Source organism: Mammaliicoccus sp. N-M50 (genome assembly GCF_022386995.1).
Classification (GTDB): Bacteria; Bacillota; Bacilli; order Staphylococcales; family Staphylococcaceae; genus Mammaliicoccus; species Mammaliicoccus sciuri_A.
Genome location: NZ_JAJNJA010000002.1, coordinates 196,393 through 216,840, shown reverse-complemented (window position 1 = coordinate 216,840; position 20,448 = coordinate 196,393). Strand labels below are relative to the sequence as shown.

At 32.4% G+C, this 20,448-nt stretch carries 15 protein-coding genes and 1 riboswitch; of the genes, 1 reads left to right on the top strand and 14 read right to left on the bottom strand.

Annotated features, from left to right (window positions below):
- Positions 1-6 precede the first annotated feature (6 nt).
- The 14 genes from LQ622_RS04360 to LQ622_RS04295 form a co-directional block, all read right to left on the bottom strand.
- Complete coding sequence (locus LQ622_RS04360) at positions 7-1,500, bottom strand: amino acid permease (protein WP_159315695.1); 1,494 nt, start codon at positions 1,498-1,500, stop codon at positions 7-9.
- An 88-nt stretch (positions 1,501-1,588) separates the two neighbouring features.
- Positions 1,589-1,761: riboswitch (Lysine riboswitch) on the bottom strand.
- Between the two features lie 69 nt (positions 1,762-1,830).
- The gene (gene thrS, locus LQ622_RS04355) at positions 1,831-3,759 is read right to left on the bottom strand and encodes a threonine--tRNA ligase (protein WP_037588475.1); all 1,929 of its coding nucleotides are present in this window, start codon (positions 3,757-3,759) and stop codon (positions 1,831-1,833) included.
- A 314-nt stretch (positions 3,760-4,073) separates the two neighbouring features.
- The gene (gene dnaI / locus LQ622_RS04350; protein WP_204189016.1) at positions 4,074-4,994 is read right to left on the bottom strand and encodes a primosomal protein DnaI; all 921 of its coding nucleotides are present in this window, start codon (positions 4,992-4,994) and stop codon (positions 4,074-4,076) included.
- Positions 4,994-6,376 carry a replicative helicase loading/DNA remodeling protein DnaB gene (locus LQ622_RS04345; RefSeq protein WP_204189018.1) on the bottom strand — a complete coding sequence of 461 codons (1,383 nt, stop codon included), beginning with the start codon at positions 6,374-6,376 and terminating at the stop codon, positions 4,994-4,996. The genes dnaI and LQ622_RS04345 overlap by 1 nt, the downstream gene beginning before the upstream one ends.
- An 11-nt stretch (positions 6,377-6,387) precedes the next feature.
- Positions 6,388-6,846 carry a transcriptional regulator NrdR gene (gene nrdR, locus LQ622_RS04340; protein ID WP_025904300.1) on the bottom strand — a complete coding sequence of 153 codons (459 nt, stop codon included), beginning with the start codon at positions 6,844-6,846 and terminating at the stop codon, positions 6,388-6,390.
- 179 nt (positions 6,847-7,025) lie between these two features.
- On the bottom strand, positions 7,026-8,060 hold the full coding sequence (locus tag LQ622_RS04335; RefSeq protein ID WP_037588481.1) for a glyceraldehyde-3-phosphate dehydrogenase: 1,035 nt from the start codon (positions 8,058-8,060) through the stop codon (positions 7,026-7,028).
- Between the two features lie 162 nt (positions 8,061-8,222).
- Positions 8,223-8,819, bottom strand: coding sequence for a dephospho-CoA kinase (gene coaE, locus LQ622_RS04330; protein WP_191835671.1), 597 nt, complete (start codon positions 8,817-8,819; stop codon positions 8,223-8,225).
- Positions 8,820-8,827: 8 nt separating this feature from the next.
- Complete coding sequence (gene mutM, locus LQ622_RS04325; protein ID WP_204189023.1) at positions 8,828-9,700, bottom strand: bifunctional DNA-formamidopyrimidine glycosylase/DNA-(apurinic or apyrimidinic site) lyase; 873 nt, start codon at positions 9,698-9,700, stop codon at positions 8,828-8,830.
- A gap of 21 nt (positions 9,701-9,721) precedes the next feature.
- A complete protein-coding gene (gene polA / locus LQ622_RS04320; protein ID WP_191835672.1) occupies positions 9,722-12,343 on the bottom strand; it encodes a DNA polymerase I in 2,622 nt (873 codons plus the stop codon).
- A gap of 191 nt (positions 12,344-12,534) precedes the next feature.
- A complete protein-coding gene (gene pnpS, locus LQ622_RS04315; RefSeq protein WP_204189026.1) occupies positions 12,535-14,241 on the bottom strand; it encodes a two-component system histidine kinase PnpS in 1,707 nt (568 codons plus the stop codon).
- Positions 14,234-14,944, bottom strand: a complete 711-nt coding sequence (locus LQ622_RS04310; RefSeq protein ID WP_037588492.1) for a response regulator transcription factor — start codon at positions 14,942-14,944, stop codon at positions 14,234-14,236. The genes pnpS and LQ622_RS04310 overlap by 8 nt, the downstream gene beginning before the upstream one ends.
- Before the next feature lie 144 nt (positions 14,945-15,088).
- Complete coding sequence (mdh, locus tag LQ622_RS04305) at positions 15,089-16,021, bottom strand: malate dehydrogenase (protein WP_191835674.1); 933 nt, start codon at positions 16,019-16,021, stop codon at positions 15,089-15,091.
- A 62-nt stretch (positions 16,022-16,083) separates the two neighbouring features.
- A complete protein-coding gene (gene icd, locus LQ622_RS04300; protein WP_025904308.1) occupies positions 16,084-17,352 on the bottom strand; it encodes an NADP-dependent isocitrate dehydrogenase in 1,269 nt (422 codons plus the stop codon).
- A 48-nt stretch (positions 17,353-17,400) separates the two neighbouring features.
- Positions 17,401-18,519, bottom strand: a complete 1,119-nt coding sequence (locus tag LQ622_RS04295; protein WP_037588495.1) for a citrate synthase — start codon at positions 18,517-18,519, stop codon at positions 17,401-17,403.
- A 427-nt stretch (positions 18,520-18,946) separates the two neighbouring features.
- Here LQ622_RS04295 and LQ622_RS04290 point away from each other — a divergent pair, with 427 nt between their 5' ends.
- Positions 18,947-20,302, top strand: coding sequence for an amino acid permease (locus LQ622_RS04290; protein ID WP_037588496.1), 1,356 nt, complete (start codon positions 18,947-18,949; stop codon positions 20,300-20,302).
- Positions 20,303-20,448: the final 146 nt, after the last annotated feature.

Below are 20,448 nucleotides of genomic sequence, written 5' to 3'. Positions count from 1 at the left end.
CAATGTTTATTTAATATTCTTTTCAAATTCTTTCATATCCACATCTTGACTTAAGTCAACTTTATCAAGTGGAATCATTTTAGTTCTATATTTTAGTTTATGGAAAATATAAAACGCTAAAAATACAGGAATACCCATATAAGTAATGAAGAATCTTCTTGGTTCGAATTCACCAGTTTGGATGAAATCAACATCTTGTCCTACAATTACAATCGCACATAAAGCAAATGCAAACAATGGACCAAATGGGAACCATTTAGCTTTATATTTTAATTTAGTCTTATCATAATCTTGTAGATCAAATGCTCTTCTAAATCTATAATGGCTGATTGCGATTCCTAACCAAGCAATAAAGCCTGTCATACCTGAAGCAGCGATAATATATTCGTATGCGCCACCACTTAAATGCTCAATTGCAAATATAAGTATAACAACTACTGCTGTTGCAAATAATGCTGTGTATGGAACACCTGATTTATTTGTTTTTGAAAATACTGGTGATGCTAATTTATCTTTACTCATTGAGAATAGCATTCTAACTGAAGCGTACATACCAGAGTTACCTGCTGATAATACTGAAGTTAAAATAACAGCATTCATAAATGAAGCAGCAAATGCTAAACCTGCATTCTCAAATACTAGTGTAAATGGTGATTTCGCAATTTCGTCTCCACCCATTAAGTTTGGATTTGTATAAGGAATAATCATACCAATTACAAAGATTGCTAAAATGTAAAATAATAAAATTCTCCAGAATACTTGTTTAATCGCTTTAGGAACTGCTCTTTCAGGATTTTCAGATTCTCCAGCTGTAATACCAATTAACTCGGTACCTTGGAATGAGAATCCCGCAACTAAGAATACACCTAATACAAGTAAGAATGTATTAACGTTCGAGTCACCTAAGAATGGTGCATCACCTGCTACAAAGTTATCGAATCCTAAGTATTCGCCACCTAGTAAACCAAATATCGTTAATAAACCTACGCCAATGAAAATAATTACTGTAGCTACTTTAATAAATGCAAACCAGTATTCACTTTCCCCGTATACTCTAACTGAAAGTGCATTAAGGCCAAATATGATAACCATAAAAATGATACTCCATAACCATGATGGAATGATTTCTAATGGTTCCCAGTAACTCACAACTTGAGATGCAATTGTAATATCAGCTGCAACTGTAATAACCCAGTTAAACCAATAGTTCCATCCCAATGCAAATCCTAGTGAAGGATCGACAAATCGAGTTGCGTAAGTACTAAAAGAACCTGAGACTGGTAAATAAGTCGCCATTTCTCCTAATGATGTCATAAGGAAGAAGACCATCAAGCCAACTATTGCATATGCTAGTAATGCACCACCCGGTCCAGCATCTCTAATCGCTCCGCCAGAAGTCATAAATAAACCAGTACCAATACAACCACCGATGGCTATCATAGAGATATGTCTATCTTTGAGTTTCCTTTGAATATTGTTCGTTGATTTTTCTTGATTCATTGCTATTTCCTTTCTCCATTCCACAATCGAGCCACTAAAAAAGTCGCATATCTCAAGAGATATGCGACCGATATATGAACATTCCATACAAATTGGTAGCACATCACTTAGTGTGACAGTCCAGTATCTATTAAACACTGACCCAACAAATCATATTATGGATATGATTCGTTTCGGCGATGCACCCTTTCATTATTTCAACATACGCGCCATTTCGCTTCTGAATAATTACTCTTGAACATCGCAACCTCTAACTCATTACTGAGGAATATTTAATTAAATTTCACTATTAAAACTATACCCGATGATTCCAGAAATTTCAATAGGATATTACTTTTTTAGTCGAATTTCATCCACAATATTCCAGATGAATTCGTCTTTTTCAACTGTTTTTGAATCTTTTGATCCGTATTGACGTACATTTACTTCTTGGTTTTCTACTTCTTTATCACCGACTACTATTTGGTACGGTATTTTTTTCATTTGAGCTTCACGAATTTTATATCCCATTTTTTCGTTACGGTCGTCAATATGAACACGTACACCTTGAGATTTTAATTCATCGTTTAATGCTCTTGCATAATCGTAATGTAAGTCAACATTTACAGGTATAATTTCCACTTGTTTTGGTGCTAACCAAAGTGGGAATGCACCTTTAGTTTCTTCTATTAAGAATGCAGTAAATCTTTCCATAGTAGAAATTACGCCTCTATGAATAACAACTGGACGATGTTCTTCACCATCATTACCGATATAAGTTAAATCAAATTTTTGTGGTAATAAGAAATCTAATTGAGCAGTAGAAAGTGTTTCTTCTTTACCCATTGCTGTTTTAACTTGAACGTCTAATTTAGGGCCATAGAATGCCGCTTCACCGATTGCTTCTTCGTATGGTAATGCCATTTCATCGATTACTTCTTTAAGAACCGCTTGTGCTTTATTCCACATTTCGTCATCATCGAAGTATTTTTCTTTATCTTCTGGATCGCGATAACTTAATCTGAATTTGTAATCTTCGAAACCGAAATCTTTATACACATCAAGAATCATGTTAACAACACGTTTAAATTCTTCTTTAATTTGGTCTGGACGAACAAAGATATGTGCGTCATTTAAAGTCATACCTCTAACACGTTGTAAACCAGATACTGCTCCACTTGCCTCATATCTATGCATCATACCTAATTCAGCTATACGAATTGGTAACTCTCTATATGAATGACGACTATTTTTATAAATCATCATATGATGTGGACAGTTCATAGGTCTAAGCACAAGTTCTTCATTACCTAAATCCATTGGTGGGAACATATCTTCGTGATAGTGATCCCAATGTCCAGATCTCTTGTAGAAATCTACATTAGCCATAATTGGTGTATACACATGGTCATACCCCATTGCGACTTCTTTATCTACAATATAACGCTCTAATTCACGTCTAATAGTTGCACCATTTGGTAACCATAAAGGTAAACCAGCACCAACATCTTGGTTAGTAGTAAATAATTCTAATTCTCTACCGATTTTACGGTGATCACGTTCTTTTCTTTCTTCTAATACTTTCAAGTATGCTTTTAATTCTTTTTTATCAAAGAATGCTGTTCCGTATATACGTTGCAACATCTTATTGTTTGAGTCACCTCTCCAATAAGCACCTGCAGTAGATAACAATTTAAATTCTTTAATTTTTGAAGTTGAAGGAACATGTACGCCTCGACATAAATCTGTAAATTCACCTTGAGAATAAAGTGTTACATTTTCGTCTTCAGGAATAGCATCGATCAACTCTAATTTATACTCATCATTTTTAAAGAATGCTTTCGCTTCATCGCGACTTACAACTTTACGTTCAATTTTAAAGTTTTCATTCACAATTTGTTTCATTTCTTTTTCGATAGTTTCAAAGTCGTCACTAGAAATTTTATGTTCTGTATCTACATCGTAGTAGAAACCACCTTCGATTACAGGACCTACGCCAAACTTCACATCTCCGTATAATCTTTGTAAAGCTTGTGCCATTAAATGTGCAGTTGAATGTCTCAACACTTCTAAAGCTTCGTCGCTTCCAGGTGTAACGATTTCAATTTCCCCATCATTTTCTAAAGGTCTTGTTAAATCTACTAACTGACCATTAAATTTACCAGCCACAGCTTTCTTTCTTAAACCTGGGCTAATAGATTGAGCGATTTCTTCAGTAGTTGTGCCTTGTTCAAACCCTTTCACATTACCATCCGGAAACTTAATATTTATCTCACTCATAACGACTTCCTCCTCTTTTTTATTAAAGAACACAAAAAAGAGACCTCATCCAAAGGGACGAAATCTCTCGCGGTACCACCCTCATTAACGCACTTAACTTATAAGTACGATAACTCTACATAAGATAACGGTCTTGAGCCGAATGTGGATTAACACATCATGTATTGAGGGAGTAACTATTTATATTGCATTATCTCAATTCCAGCTCAATGAGACTCTCTGTGAATGCTTTATAGACGTCATGTCCTCTAAATTTGTATATTCATTTAAGATAATTCAATTATACAACTCTACTGTAAAATATCAAGCTAAAATTAAGCGCGATAGTTTTTACCATCTAATTCATATGGCTCAGAGATTGTTTTAATACGTTCCATTATTCGACTAGCTTTTGTGATTTCTGCACCTTGTCGTGTCTTGCTCAAATGAAATTCTAACTCTTCAAAGTTAAAATTCGAACTAAAGAATGTCGGTAATTTATGGACCATTCTATAATGCAATAATGGACCCAATATTTCATCACGAACCCATGGTGTCAGTTCTTCCGCACCAATATCATCTAGCATCAACACTTTAGCTTCACGTGCCGCTTCAAATCGACTACTGAATGATCCGTCATTAAATCCATTTTTAAGCACTCTAATAAATTCAGGCAAATATATAATTGTAGAAGGTTGCTTTTTGACTTTTAGCTGATTTGAAATTGCACCTAATATATATGATTTACCCGTTCCGAATGGACCATGAATATATAGTCCTTTAACTTCATCACCAGCTACAATTTTATTACAGATATCCATAGCCTTCTTAATAATTTGCATACGAGATTCATTATCGATATATATATCTTTGATCGTCGCTTTCAACGTTTCTTCTGGCATTTGGAATGATGTCACTAAACTTGATTCAAATCTTTGTTCATCGTATTCGATTTTGTTCGGACATGGTAAGTACCTTGTTTTGATGTGGTCATTCTCAATGTATAGTTCAGGTACATGACCTTTCACAAAGTTGATACAAGTACCATAACTCCCACATTTCTCACAACATTTCGATTGATCTTTATATGCTTGTAGTTGATCTAAATCTCTATCAATCATTTCGTTCGTTAATTCAGATTGATGTTCTTCTAAAAATGCCTTTACCTCTTTATGAGACAATGTATCTTTTTTAATTTTTTCTAATCGTTTTTGAAAATCTTTATTTTGTTTCAAATGTTGTCCAAGTGGTTCCATTATTGATCACCTTCTTTCCAAAAAGCTTCCATTTCTTTTTGAAGCGCTTGTTTTCTTTTTTCAAACGCTGCATCTGATTCATGATCATTTTGTTTCTCTTCTTTAGTTGATTCAGAAGATTTTTGTTTTAATAACCATTCTGGTGTCTTTTCAATTGATTTTAATTTATATGGGTTATTTGCATTATTTTTACGTTCTTTTTTCTTCTCAGCTTTTTGTTTATCAAGATTTTTAACATAATGATAAGCTTCTTCAGCTGAGGATAATTTAAGTTTCTTCCAATTCGAAGCTATTTCTTCAATATATGCTTTCGGTAACTGCATATTATTTTTAAACATTACATACTCTAACAAGATGTTAATTACACCATACGGTAATTTTTCGCGTGTAATAATATCTTCAACAGTTCTCTTTTGTGCAATTGTTGGTTCAGATTGCGTAAATGATGATAACACGTCTATTGGACTTGTCGTATCCAACAGTTCAAACCATGACAACAAAGAGTTCACTTCACTGTTTTCAGCATGCGAATTTGCTTTAGACTTTTCATTTTTTAAATCTAAAGTCGGCAATTCACCTTCATGCTCGATTTGATAGATTGTACGTGCATGTTTTCTTAAATCTTGTAGTGAAATCGTTTGGTTCTCTGTAATGGATTTTAAGATAATAGACTTCATTTCAACCGGTGTAATACCGTATAATGTAGCAATTTGTATGATGACTTCTTTCGTCTGTTTATTTAAAATCTCTTTAGAAATTAAATGATTACTCAACAATAACTCTAACATTTCAAAATCAAATTGAACGTCTGACAAATCGAGTCCCTTACTTTTATATTCAGGTCGAATATTGATATCATCTTGTTGTTCAACATTCGTCAACTTTGGCACTTTAAATACATCAGTAAAGCTCTTGGTCACTTCATGAAAGCCTTGAGTCGTCACACTGTCATCTTTATATCTATTTTTTAATTTAATATATCTCGACTTCCCAATTTGTTGATATAAAAATACAGATAATAAAGGGTCATTAAAGAATTGCTCTGCTGTGGCAGGTTGCTCTAATTGATAAATAAATGATTGCGCTTCTTGATTCGTCTTAAAATATGTCTTCAGTAAGCCTATACCTTCTAACAAGTCTAAAGCATCTCTAAAGCTAGACAGATTAATTCTTAAATCATTCATAATTGTATAATGATTATACGCTTCTGTTTCATGATGATAATTAAACTGCGATAAATATAAATAAACACCAATTGCATCAGTTCCAATTAATGGCGTATATAAACTAACTAATATATCTTGATGTACATGTGTATAATTATAATTCGATTTAACATAGAAGCCATCACTTGGCTTGATACCACTAAAATATTCCGCCATTAATACTCACCTTACTTTCGGTCTTTCAATATGCCTTGCATAGACTTTAATAATTGATCGACATCTTTAAATTCTCTATATACAGACGCAAATCTTACATAAGATACTTGATCGACATCCATTAAATGTTCCATAACTTTTTCACCAATATCATTTGAAGATACTTCTGTATTACCTTCAGATCTTAATTCTTTTTCAACTTGATTTGTAATTTCTTCTAATTTTTGATAAGCAACTGGTCTTTTTTCACAAGAACGTACTAAACCGTTTAATATTTTATCTCTATTAAATGTTTGTCTTGCGCCGTCTTTTTTTACGACGATTAAAGGTGTGAGCTCTACCCTTTCAAAAGTTGTGAAACGAAATCCACATGATTCACATTCTCTTCGTCTTCTAATTGCTACTAAATCATCCGCGTGTCTAGAGTCTACAACTTTGGAATTTTCATATTTACAGTTTGGACATCTCATTCGTTTCACCCCTCATATACTTATTACATAGGTTGATTATACAGTAGTTTGTTATTTTTTTAAACGCTCACTACTTTTCAAAATGCACTTATAGATACTTAACAGTATTATTATTCAATAAAAAAACGTAATGCGGTATTTAATTTACCACATTACGTTTTAAATGTAACTTATATCACTTATGAAATTTTTTGTTCTCTCACTTCTGAAAGTATTTGAGCAATTTGTTCTGCTAGTTCAACAACTCTCATTGAGTAACCCCATTCATTATCATACCAAGCAAGTACTTTCACTTTATTATCTGCAATGACCATTGTAGATTGTTCGTCAACGATTGCTGAATGTGGATTCGTTTTGAAGTCAATTGAAACAAGTGGCTCATCATTAACATCCATAATCCCTTTTAATGGTCCATTACTAGCTTGACGTAATGCTTCATTCACTTCTTCAACTGTTACATTTTGTTTTAAATCGACAACTAAATCTACAAGAGAAACATTAGAAGTTGGTACTCTTAATGCCATTCCATGCATTTTCCCTTCTAATTCAGGTAATACAAGTGACAATGCTTTTGCTGCACCTGTTGAAGTTGGAATGATACTATCCGTACAAGAACGTGCTCTTCTTAAATCTTTATGAGGATTATCTAAGTTCTTTTGGTCATTCGTAAATGCATGTACAGTTGTCATTAATCCATTTTCGATTCCAAATGTATCATTTAAAACTTTGGCTACTGGGCTTAAACAATTTGTTGTACAAGATGCATTTGAAACAATATCAAAATCATTTAAATCAAGTGCATCATCATTTACACCTCTAACAATTGTTTGAACATGTCCACCTTTAGATGGTCCTGTTAAAATAACTTTCTTAGCGCCAGCGTCAATATGTGCGATAGCTTTATCTCCATGATTAAATTTACCAGTTGCTTCTATAACAATATCAATTCCTAAAGTTCCCCACGGTAATAATTTAGGATCTCTTTCAGATACAAGTAAAATTTTATGACCATCAATAATGATGCCATCTTCAACTGCTTTAATTTCTCCATCTAATTTGCCATGTGTAGAATCATATTTAATTAAATGAGCAATTGTTTCTGGTGGATATGAAGCATTAATAGCCACAATATTTAAATCATTTGATTTAAGTGCACCTCTTAAGACCATTCTTCCAATTCTTCCTAAACCATTAATTGCGATATTTTTCTTCATAGTCGAGAACCCCTTTTAATGTGATATACTATTTATTGCAATTAGTATATCACATTAAAAGTTTGTTGAAAACGTTTTCTATTATCTTTTTCTAAAATAATTTAAAAAAGTGGAAGAATAACAAATGCTATTCATCCACTTTCATTTTAAGCTTATTTAATTTTAAAGATTTAATGCCTTATTATTAAGTAAATCATCAATATTTTGATGTAAATCCTCTAAACTTCCATTGTTATCAATTATACAATCAGCTAATGCTTTCTTTTCATCTATTGGTATTTGTGATTGTATTCTTGCTTCCGCTTCTTCATCACTTAACTGATTACGTTCTTTAAGACGTTGTATTTGAGTTTCTTGATCTGTATAAACTAACCAAGTTTCATCGACTGTATTTTGCAATTTGTTCTCAAACAATAACGGAATATCCATTATGACATTTTTACCATGATTTAATGCCTCTTCTTTTTCTTTATCCATTATTGTTCTTACTATCGGGTGAATAATATTGTTTAGCTTTTCTCGCATTGTTGAATCTTTAAATACAATAGAACCAATATATTGTCTATTCATTTCACCATCTATAATTGCATCTTCTCCAAATACTTCTTTAACTTGTTGTAGACCAACGCTACCTTTTTCGACTGCTTTTCGACTAGCTACGTCGGCATCTACTATACAAAACCCTTTATCTTGTAAAATACGAGATACTGTAGACTTGCCGGTAGCAATACCTCCAGTTAAACCTATTACTTTCGCCATTTTTACACCTACTTTTGACAATTTGGACAATAGTGCGTGTTTCTTGTGGCAATGACTTTTTGTAATACTTGCCCGCCACATTGACCACACACTTTTTTACCATATATTCTATGCTTTTCTTGCATTGTCCCTTTTTCACCATCTGCATTGTAGTAATCAGATATACTTGAACCACCGTTATCGATACCTTCTTGTAACACGTTAACCACTTCATCAAAGACCGCTTTACGTTCTTTTGAAGTTAAGTCTTTCACAGGTCTCATCGGAAGAACGCCTGCTCTTAACAAAGCTTCACAAGCATATATGTTACCGCAACCTGATATAACTGTATGGTCCAATATCGCGACTTTAATTGGTTTATTGATAAATTTATTTGACATCACTTTATTTAAGTAATGTTGGTAAGCTTCTTCAACAAACGGTTCTGGTGCAATTTTTAAGACTGAAGGATATTCACTTAAATCTTCCAATGCTCTTAATTCACCAAACCTTCTAATATCTGTGTAAATAAGCTGTAATCCGTTATCTAATTCAAATATAACGTGCCAATGCTTCCTATGGTTATCAACTTCAATATGACTTAAATCTGGAACTGTAAAAAATGCCCCCGTCATACCGAAGTGACACATGATAACATTGCTATTTTCACCGTTATCAATTTCCATAAAAATATATTTACTTCTACGATAGACACTCATAATCTTGTAATATTCAGTACGTTCTTTGAATACAGCTAATGAACTACCTTTTATAATTGTTTCTTTACCTGTCGATTTGCCCAATTCAACTTTTTCTGAAAAAGTTACATTTTGTATTGTGGCACCGACAATTTTAGGTTCTATCACTTTTTTAACACTTTCTACTTCTGGTAACTCAGGCATATATAATCTTCTTTCCTTTTATTATTTAGCATCATACCATGTTTGTCCTGAACTAGATTCTACACTTAATGGCACAGATAACTCGAGTGCATTATCCATGATGTCTTCTACAAACGGTTGGAATGCTTCTAATTCATCTTCTGGAACTTCAAATATTAATTCATCGTGTACTTGTAATAATAATTTAGCTTTAAAATCTTTATCTTTCATCTTATTCGCAAATTGTACCATTGCTAATTTAATAATATCCGCTGCACTACCTTGAATTGGTGTATTCATAGCTGTTCTCTCAGCAAAACTTCTTAAATTAAAGTTACGATTTGTGATGTCTGGTGTATATCTTCTTCTGTGAAGTAGCGTTTCTACATAACCTTTTTGTTTAGCATCTTGTACGATTGTATCCATATATTCTTTTACTTTAGGGAAACTATCTAAGTAATCATCAATAAATTGCTTAGCAGCTTTTCTTGTAATACCTAAACTTTGACTTAAACCATAATCACTAATACCATACACAATACCAAAGTTAACTGCCTTTGCTTGTCTTCTCATATTTGAAGTTACTTCGTCTTTACTGACATTGAACACACGCATTGCAGTTGTCGTATGAATATCTTCATTAGCAGTAAAGGCTTCTTTCATATGCTCGTCACCAGTAATATCTGCTAATACACGTAATTCGATTTGAGAATAGTCAGCAGCAAAAATAACGTGATTTTCTTTACTTGGTCTAAATGCTTTTCTAATTTTTCTACCTTCTTCTAATCTTATAGGTATATTTTGTAGATTAGGATCTACAGAACTTAAACGACCCGTTTGAGCTAATGTTTGATTAAATCTCGTATGAATCTTACCTTCAGACGTAATCATTTTTTGCAATCCTTCAATATAAGTAGATTGAAGTTTAGCGAGTTGTCTATAGACTAATATATCTTCAATAATTGGATGTTCATTGCGCAGTTGTTCTAACACATCAACTGCAGTTGAGTATCCTGTCTTTGTCTTTTTAATAATTGGTAGTTTTAAATCTTCAAATAATACGACACCTAACTGTTTTGGTGAATTAATATTGAATTCCGAACCAGCATGATGATGAATTTGTTCAATCAATTTATCGATACGTACTTTCAAGTCTTCTTGCATTTCAACTAAAGTATCTTTATCAACCGTTATGCCGATATATTCCATTTCAGCTAATACACGTGCTAACGGTAATTCTAAATCATCGTGTAGACTTAATTGATCTTTTTCATCTAGTAATTCAGTCATTTTATCTTTTGTTTCATAAACTGCTGTTACCTTTTTAGCGATACTTTCAAAAAGCATATCTTCTTCTGGGACGTGCAACTTTTTACCTTTGCCATATATACTTTCATCATTCGGTACATAATAAATGCCAAATTCTGATACAACTGAGTATACATCATCAATTGTTCTAGAAGGATCTAAAATGTAACTCGCTAACATTGTATCGAACTGAATACCATTAATTTCAATACCTAATCTTTTACATAATATAATCGTTTTTTTAGCATCATAAGTTGCAAATGTTACTTGATCATTTTCAAGCCATTGTTGTAATTTTTTATGTTCTTTTAAAACATCAAGAGAAACAACATAAGTTTCGTCATTTGCATGAATCGCAAATCCAAGTATATCTGCTTTTAAATAATTAGCTTCGTTTGTTTCAAAATGAATAGCCGCTTCAGTTACATTATCAAAATCAAAGTCATCAATATCAGTTGAGTATTTAATCTCTCGGTCATCTGTTGCTTCAGCACTTGCATCCATTTGATCAAGCAATTGTTTGAATTCTAATGTCTTAAATAACTTTATCTTCTCGTCATTACTTTGTTCTGTAAGTTTCAAGTCATCAATTGTGACTTCAATAGGAGACTCACGATTAATCGTAGCTAGCTCTTTACTTAACTTAGCATTGTCTTCGTTATCTATTAATTTTTCTTTCATTTTTGATTTCTTTAACTCATCAATATTTTCATAAACACCTTCTACAGTCTCAAACTGTTTCAGTAATTTAATCGCTGTCTTCTCACCAATTCCAGGCACACCTGGTATATTATCTGACTTATCACCCATAAGCCCTTTCATATCAATAATTTGGTTAGGTACTAAACCATCATATTTTTCAGCGATAAATTCAGGTGTGTAATGATCAATATCTGTTACACCTTTTTTTGTATAATAAATCGTTACATTTTCACTTGCTAGCTGAGTTAAATCTCGATCACCCGTAATAATGATCGTCTTAATATTTTTCTCATCCGCTTCACGAGATAATGTACCGATAATATCATCCGCTTCATAATTTTCTAATTCATAATGTTTAATATGATAACTTTCCACAAGTTGACGGATATATGGTAATTGGCTTCTTAATTCATCCGGCGTCTTCTCACGACCACCTTTATATTCACTGTACATATTATTTCTGAAAGTTGTTTTTCCAGCATCAAAAGCAACCATAAAATGAGTTGGCTCTTCTTCTTTAATTATTTTATCTAAAATCATCGTAAAACCATATATAGCATTAGTATAAACGCCAGCTTTATTTGTTAATAAAGGCAAAGCAAAAAATGCTCTAAATGATAAACTATTACCATCAATCAGTACCAATTTTTCCACAATAAGATACCTCCATCTTTATATTGATTATATTTTATCATATCTCACAATATAATAAGATTGTTTCGCATAAATAAAAAAAGCGAAATACACAATGTATTTCGCATAATCATCAAAATGAAGGGGTCTATGTTTATTCTATCTGTTCATGATTAATTCAATATGAATAAATTGTAAAGATTGTATGAAGATTACTTATTAAAGAGTTTCACAATAAAGTTAGATCCTTTTCCAACTTCTGATTCAACTTTGATTTGTCCATTATGCGCTTCTACAATATGTTTCGTAATGGATAAACCAAGTCCTGTTCCTCCTGAATCTCTACTACGCGCTTTATCTACACGATAAAATCTTTCAAAAATTCGTTTTTGTTCATCTTTAGATATACCTATACCATTATCTTTCACAGAAATGATTTGACCATCATCTACTTCTTTAATGGTTATAATAACTTCACTAGATTTCGGTGAATAACTAATGGCGTTCGTTAATAAATTAATCAACACCTGTGTTAATTTATCTTTGTCACCATATCCATACACTTCTTTATCGATATGATTTGTAATGTGTATGTCTTTTTTAGAAGCAACATTTGATACTGTATTAATCGAATGTTCGCCAATTTCTGTTAAAGATATTTGTTCTTTCGGTATCTCGCTATTTTGTTCGATTTTTGATAACTCGAGTAAATCTTGAACAAGTGATTGAATTCGATTAGATTCATCTAACATAATATTTAAGAACATATCTAACGATTCGGGATTATTTTTAGCACCATCTAATAATGTTTCCGCAAATCCTTTTATCGATGTAATTGGTGTTCTTAATTCATGAGATACATTAGCCACAAAATCTTTTCGCATATGTTCTAATTTCTTCAACTTCGTTATATCATGCATAACGACAACTAAACCTAATAGATTTCGTTTTTTTCGGGATAATACTGGAATAACTGAAACTTCAAAGAACTTATTATGAACATCATTGATATACATTTCGACTTGTTCAAACATAGGTTTTTCTAATTTTAACGCTTCGTTCATCATCTGTATAATCTCAACATTAGGCATTGCTTCTTTAAATAACTGTCCTTCTGAATGACTGTTTCTATCAAATAAGTCATGATACGTCTTGTTTGCGATGACAATATAACCTTCTCTATCTAACATTAAAATTGCACTTGGAATATTCTCTAAAGTCGTTTCCAATCGATTACGTTGCAATTTCTGTTCATTATTTAAATTATCTAATGTTCTAGCAAGTTCATTCGTATTAACAAAGAGTTCTTTCGTTTCTTTCACATTACTTTCTGGCACTCTAACACGATATTTACCAGAAGCCAATAATTTAGTAGCATATGTCACTTCTTTAATTGGATGAATATAAGAAGTGTTAATATATCGAACGACAAAATAAATTAAAGGTAATGTAAAACATAAGACTAACAATAAATATTTCCAAATATCTTTTTGAATAATCGCTATCGTATCTGTATGTTTTGCAATGACAACTGTATAATCACCATACGTTCTTGCATACATGACTTCAGATTCTGACTTGTCTACTGCAAAATATTCATCAAAAGCTTTTGCATCAGATATAGCTTGCATTTTATTTTGATTAAATATATTTGTATCTTTTTCACTTGAACGATATAACACTCGTCCATCTTTTTGCAGTAAAATATCTTGATCAAAGACACTTAAAATATCTTTAAGATTTTCAGGATTATTTTTTGCAATATCGTAAACTTTTTTGGATTCAGTCTTTAATAATTTTTGCTGTTGTTTAGAAATTAAATCGTAACTAGAATTATGAAGGAAAAACCCTAATATAAGAAAACTTACAACAGTAACCGTTGTAAGTATAATTAGTAATTTATTATAGAACTTAATCATTATTCTTTGGTCTTTCTAACTTATAGCCTAAACCTCTCACCGTTTTAATGAATTGAGGTTGTTTAGGATTTTCTTCAAGTTTATCCCTCAAATGACTAATGTGCACATCGACTATTCTAGAGTCTCCAGCAAATTCATAATTCCAAACTGAATTCAACATATGTTCTCTAGTTATCACACGACCTTGTCTCTCAATAAGGTAAAGTAAAAGTTCGAATTCTTTTGGTGTCAATTCTAATAACTCATCATTTCTATACACTTCAAAGAAGTCAGGTCTAATTCTAATTGCACCTAGAATAATATCTTCATCATCATCTATGTTTTTATTTTCAACTTGCCCAACGCGTCTTAATATAGCTTTAACACGTGCTACAACTTCACGAGGTGAAAATGGTTTAGTCATATAATCATCTGCACCTAATTCTAGACCTAATACTCTATCAAATTCATCGTCTTTAGCTGTAAGCATAAGAATGGGAACTTGGTTTTTATCTGATCGAATCGTTTTACAAACTTCAATTCCATCTTTCTCAGGTAACATTACATCTAATACTACTAAATCTGGTTTCTCTTCATTAACTTTCTCTAACGCTTGAACTCCATCATAAGCTACAATTACTTGGTAACCAGCTTGTTCTATATTATATTTAAGCAATGTAACGATAGATTGCTCATCGTCTACTACCAATACTTTTTGTGACATTCAAGGTCCTCCTTAAGCGATTTAATATAATTATAACTTAAATTATTAAAAAAATAATGGTTATTTAGAGAACTTTACAAAAAGTTAACACTAGCTAAATAAAACAGACGCATTCAAAGCAGAATGCGCCTTTTAACTGTTATTTTATTGTAAAATATTCTTTACTGCTTCAACAGATTGAGCAGATTCATCAAGTAATTGCTTTTCTTCGTCAGTTAAGTCTAACTCAATGACTTTTTCAATACCTTTAGCACCTAATACAGTTGGTACACCTAAATAGATGTCTTGATAACCATATTCACCTTCTAAATAAGCAATTGAAGGTAATACTCTCTTTTGATCTTTCAATATTGCTTCTGTCATTTCAATTAAAGCTGCTCCTGGTGCATAATATGCTGAACCATTACCTAGTAAGTTAACAATCTCAGCTCCACCTTTTCTTGTTCTATCAACAATTTCAGCAATTTTTTCTTCAGATAATAACTTTTCTAAAGGTACGCCACCAGCTGCTGAGTATCTAATAAGTGGAACCATTGTATCTCCATGACCACCTAATACAAATCCTGTTACATCTTTAACAGAAAGGTCTAATGCTTCTGCAACAAATGTTCTAAATCTAGCAGTGTCTAATACGCCAGATTGACCAATTACGCGCTCTTTCGGAAATCCTGATTCTTTATACACTGTATAAGTCATAGCGTCTACAGGGTTTGTTAAGACTAAGATAACGCAATTAGGTGAGTATTTAACAATTTCTTTCGTTACAGATTTCATAACATTTTGATTCGTTTGTACTAAATCATCACGTGACATACCAGGCTTTCTTGCAATACCCGCTGTAATAATGACGACATCTGAATCTTTTGTATCTTCATAATTAGCAGTACCCGTTACTTTTGAATCAAAGCCTAATACCGGTGCGCTTTCTGCAATATCTAACGCTTTCCCTTTTGTTGGGTTTTCAGATTGAGGCATATCAACAAGTACAATATCACCTAACTCTTTTTGGGCTGCTATAAATGCAGCTGTAGCGCCAGTAAATCCTGCTCCAATAATTGAAATTTTCTTTCTTGCCATGTTGTTCATCTCCTTATAATAAAAGGAAGGTTAATAAATAACCTTCCTCAAATAACAATCTATTATGGTAAATTTTTAATTAATTCATCAGCGAATTCTGAAGATTTAACTTCAGTTGCGCCATCCATTAAACGAGCAAAGTCATATGTTACTACTTTAGAAGCAATTGTAGCTTCAACAGATTGTGTTACTTTGTCAGCAGCTTCTTGCCAACCTAAGTGTTCTAACATTAATACACCACTTAATAATACTGATGAAGGGTTAACTTTATCTAAACCAGCATATTTAGGAGCTGTACCGTGTGTCGCTTCGAAAATTGCATGTCCTGTTTCGTAGTTAATGTTTGCACCTGGTGCAATACCAATACCACCAACTTGAGCTGCTAATGCATCTGAAATGTAGTCACCGTTTAAGTTCATTGTAGCTACTACATCAAATTCAGCAGGACGCGTTAAAATTTGTTGTAAGAAGATATCAGCGATAGAGTCTTTGATAATTAATTTACCTTCAGCCTCTGCATCTGATTGTGCTTTATTAGCAGCATCTTTACCTTCTTCTTCAACAATTTTATCGTATTGTTGCCAAGTGAATACGCGATCTCCGAATTCACGTTCAGCTAAATCGTAACCCCATTTTTTGAAAGCACCTTCAGTGAATTTCATAATGTTACCTTTATGAACTAACGTAACATTTCTACGATTATTATCGAATGCATAGTTAATTGCTGCTCTTACTAATCTTTCAGTACCTTCTTTAGATACTGGTTTAATACCGATACCTGAAGTTTCAGGGAATCTAATATTTTTAGCACCCATTTCATTTTGTAAGAAGTCTATAACTTTTTTAGCTTCATCTGAGCCTTCTTGGAATTCAATACCAGCATAAATATCTTCAGTATTTTCACGGAAGATAACCATATCTGTATCTTCAGGACGTTTAACAGGTGAAGGAACACCTTTGAACCAACGTACTGGACGTAGACAAGTGAATAAATCTAACTCTTGACGTAAAGCAACGTTTAATGAACGAATTCCGCCACCGATTGGTGTAGTTAATGGACCTTTAATAGCGATTAAATATTCTTTAATCGTTTCTAAAGTTTCGTTTGGTAACCATTCACCAGTTTCATCGAATGCTTTTTGACCTGCTAATACTTCTTTCCATTCGATTTTCTTTTCGCCATTATATGCTTTTTCTACAGCTGCATCTAATACTCTACTTGCTGCATTCCAGATATCTGGTCCGATTCCATCCCCAATAATAAATGGGATAACTGGATTATTTGGAACATTTAAAACGCCTTGATTTGTTGTAATTTTTTCTGCTGTCATTATATGATTCCTCCATCTAAATTTGTTAGTTATATTATATTCATTAAATTAACGATTTTCAATTGGTTCATATTTACGATCACGTTCACCAGTATATTCAGCTCTAGGTCTCATAATTCTATTTGTTCTATATTGTTCAAGAATATGAGCTGTCCAACCTGACATACGACTAATCGCAAAAATTGGTGTGAATAAATCGTGATCAATACCCATGCTGTGATATACAGTTGCACTGAAGAAGTCAACGTTAGGTAATAATCCCTTTTCTTCTTTCATAATTTCAGCAATTCTTAAAGAAATTTCAAACAGTTCTTTTTGACCTGATTCATCTGTAATACGACGACTCATTTCTTTTAAGTACTTCGCTCTAGGATCACCATTTTTATAAACTCTGTGTCCGAAGCCCATAATTTTTTCTTTGTTTGCGATTTTTTCTTTAATGTAATCATCAGTTTTGTCGACAGTACCAATTTCAGTTAACATTTTCATAACTTGTTCGTTAGCACCACCATGTAATGGGCCTTTCAATGCGCCAGCTGCTGCTGTCACACCTGAATACATATCAGATAATGTCGAAACCGCTACACGTGCTGTAAATGTTGAAGCATTGAATTCATGGTCAGCATGTAAAATTAATGCTTTGTTAAAACCTTCTACTTCAACATCAGTTGGAACTTCACCTCTTAACATATATAAGAAGTTTGCTGCATATGTTAAATCTTTTTTAGGTTTTACAACTTCTTTACCTTGTCTTACACGAGAAAATGCTGCAACTAACGATGCAACTTTTGCTTGAATTCTAATTGCACGTTCATAGTTCATTTCTTCATCAAATTTTTCAGCATCTGGATCGAAATGCGCTAAATAAGATAATGAAGTACGTAATCCAGTCATTGGATGAACTTTATCAGTCGCATAATCTTCAAAATGTGTATACATTCTAGGGTTTAGAGTCATATATCCTAGTAGTTTCTCATTTAGTTCAGCTAATTCCTCTTTGTTTGGTAATCTTAAATTCCATAGTAAAAACATAACTTCTTCGAATAAAGCATTTTCAGTTAAATCATCTATTTCATAACCTGCATAAGTTAATTGATTATCTATGATTGAACTAATTTGAGTTTCAGAAGCAATGATGCCCTCTAACCCTTTTGCTACTTGTGCCATAATAATATCCCCCTTACTAAATAATTGCCCATATATGTAATGGCTTTCATCTATCATTATATATAATTTCTTTAGTTTTGTGAATGCGAAGGACTTTTAAACTTTAAATTCTTTAGTAATTTTAGATGAATAAAAATAAACAGTTGTAATTTTATAATTTTTATAATATTGCTATAGTAAATTAAATATATCCCGAAAACGTGAACACAAAAGGATTTACGAGTGAGTAATACCCTATCATTTTTATCAGAATACGTCATTTCGTCGTTCATCCATTCATTTTTATTATTATATATGATAAAAATAATAAATCATGTTAACAGGTATCAAACAGTTGTTAAACATTCATTTTTTAATTGCTATTTTCTTACAGTAAGCGCATAATAATAACATAAAAGTTTGTATATGAAAGAGGGATAAAGTTTATATGGCTAACAATTTACAAAGGGAGTTAAGCAATAGGCATGTACAACTTATTGCGATAGGTGGTGCTATAGGTACAGGCTTATTCTTAGGTGCTGGTGAAACAATCAGTTCAGCAGGCCCTTCAATACTACTGACCTATATTATAATAGGTTTAATTTTATTTCTGTTTATGAGAGCTTTAGGGGAAATATTACTCTCAAACACTGATTTTCATTCTTTTGCAGATGTCACACATACATATATCGGCCCATTCGCGGGATATATAACAGGATGGACTTACTGGTTCTGTTGGATTGTCACTGGTATGGCTGAAGTAACTGCAGTAGCAAAATACATAAGTTTTTGGTTTCCTGACATACCAACATGGATTACAGCATTATTTACAATACTCATATTAATGACAATGAATTTAATGACTGCTAAACTATTTGGTGAATTAGAGTTCTGGTTCTCTATTATTAAAATAACAACGATCGTAGCATTAATCGTTGTCGGTATTATCATGATCGTAATGGCATATGAAACACCATACGGTACAGCTTCACTAACACATATTTGGGATCATAATGGTATTTTCCCAAATGGTATGAATGGTTTCTTCTTATCATTCCAAATGGCAGCATTCTCATTTGTAGGTATTGAATTAATCGGTGTTACAGCTGGTGAAACGAAAGATCCACATAAGACGATACCAAGAGCGATAAATAGTGTTCCAGTTAGAATTATGCTTTTCTATGTAGGTTCACTTATTATCATCATGTCAATTACACCTTGGGACAAAATCGACCCTGCCGAAAGTCCATTCGTAAAATTATTTGGACTGATCGGTATTCCAATCGCAGCAGCAATTATCAACTTTGTTGTCTTAACAGCTGCAGCTTCATCTTGTAATAGTGGTATTTTCTCAAATAGTAGAATGCTTTATGGATTATCACAAAATGGACAAGCAAATAAAAGTTTTGGCCAAACAAATAAAACTGGTGTCCCTTATAAAGCAACACTATTTAGTTGTTTCTTATTAATGATCTCAGTACTTTTAAATTACGTAATTAAAGACGCTGGTGAAGTATTTAAATATGTAACATCAGTTTCAACTGTTCTTTTCTTAGTAGTATGGTCATTAATTATTATTGCTTATATTAGATATCGTAAAATATCACCAGAATTAAACAAAGCTTCTGATTTCAAATTACCTGGTGGTGTTCCAGTAGCATGGATTACATTAATATTCTTTATTTTCGTATTCGTGTTATTGATGACAAATAAAGTGACATTAATCGCTATATTAATTACACCAATTTGGTTTATCATTTTGACATTCATGTACTTTAATCAAAAACGTAAAGTATTTAAATAAAGTAAATTAAAAACATCTCATTTTCTTGAGCAAATCAGAAAATGAGATGTTTTTTTGTAGCCTTATTTAGTAGTCATATATAGGAACCAGTATTTGCACTTTTAGCCAGAACTGCTAATAACGGCATATGCATCCATAAAATCAAA

What these genes read in the sequence shown, in the direction of transcription:
- LQ622_RS04360 (WP_159315695.1), bottom strand. Translation starts at nt 1,500, where the DNA reads ATGAATCAAGAAAAATCAACGAACAATATTCAAAGGAAACTCAAAGAT.
- thrS (WP_037588475.1), bottom strand. Translation starts at nt 3,759, where the DNA reads ATGAGTGAGATAAATATTAAGTTTCCGGATGGTAATGTGAAAGGGTTT.
- dnaI (WP_204189016.1), bottom strand. Translation starts at nt 4,994, where the DNA reads ATGGAACCACTTGGACAACATTTGAAACAAAATAAAGATTTTCAAAAA.
- LQ622_RS04345 (WP_204189018.1), bottom strand. Translation starts at nt 6,376, where the DNA reads ATGGCGGAATATTTTAGTGGTATCAAGCCAAGTGATGGCTTCTATGTT.
- nrdR (WP_025904300.1), bottom strand. Translation starts at nt 6,846, where the DNA reads ATGAGATGTCCAAACTGTAAATATGAAAATTCCAAAGTTGTAGACTCT.
- LQ622_RS04335 (WP_037588481.1), bottom strand. Translation starts at nt 8,060, where the DNA reads ATGAAGAAAAATATCGCAATTAATGGTTTAGGAAGAATTGGAAGAATG.
- coaE (WP_191835671.1), bottom strand. Translation starts at nt 8,819, where the DNA reads ATGGCGAAAGTAATAGGTTTAACTGGAGGTATTGCTACCGGCAAGTCT.
- mutM (WP_204189023.1), bottom strand. Translation starts at nt 9,700, where the DNA reads ATGCCTGAGTTACCAGAAGTAGAAAGTGTTAAAAAAGTGATAGAACCT.
- pnpS (WP_204189026.1), bottom strand. Translation starts at nt 14,241, where the DNA reads ATGATTAAGTTCTATAATAAATTACTAATTATACTTACAACGGTTACT.
- LQ622_RS04310 (WP_037588492.1), bottom strand. Translation starts at nt 14,944, where the DNA reads ATGTCACAAAAAGTATTGGTAGTAGACGATGAGCAATCTATCGTTACA.
- mdh (WP_191835674.1), bottom strand. Translation starts at nt 16,021, where the DNA reads ATGGCAAGAAAGAAAATTTCAATTATTGGAGCAGGATTTACTGGCGCT.
- icd (WP_025904308.1), bottom strand. Translation starts at nt 17,352, where the DNA reads ATGACAGCAGAAAAAATTACAACAAATCAAGGCGTTTTAAATGTTCCA.
- LQ622_RS04295 (WP_037588495.1), bottom strand. Translation starts at nt 18,519, where the DNA reads ATGGCACAAGTAGCAAAAGGGTTAGAGGGCATCATTGCTTCTGAAACT.
- LQ622_RS04290 (WP_037588496.1), top strand. Translation starts at nt 18,947, where the DNA reads ATGGCTAACAATTTACAAAGGGAGTTAAGCAATAGGCATGTACAACTT.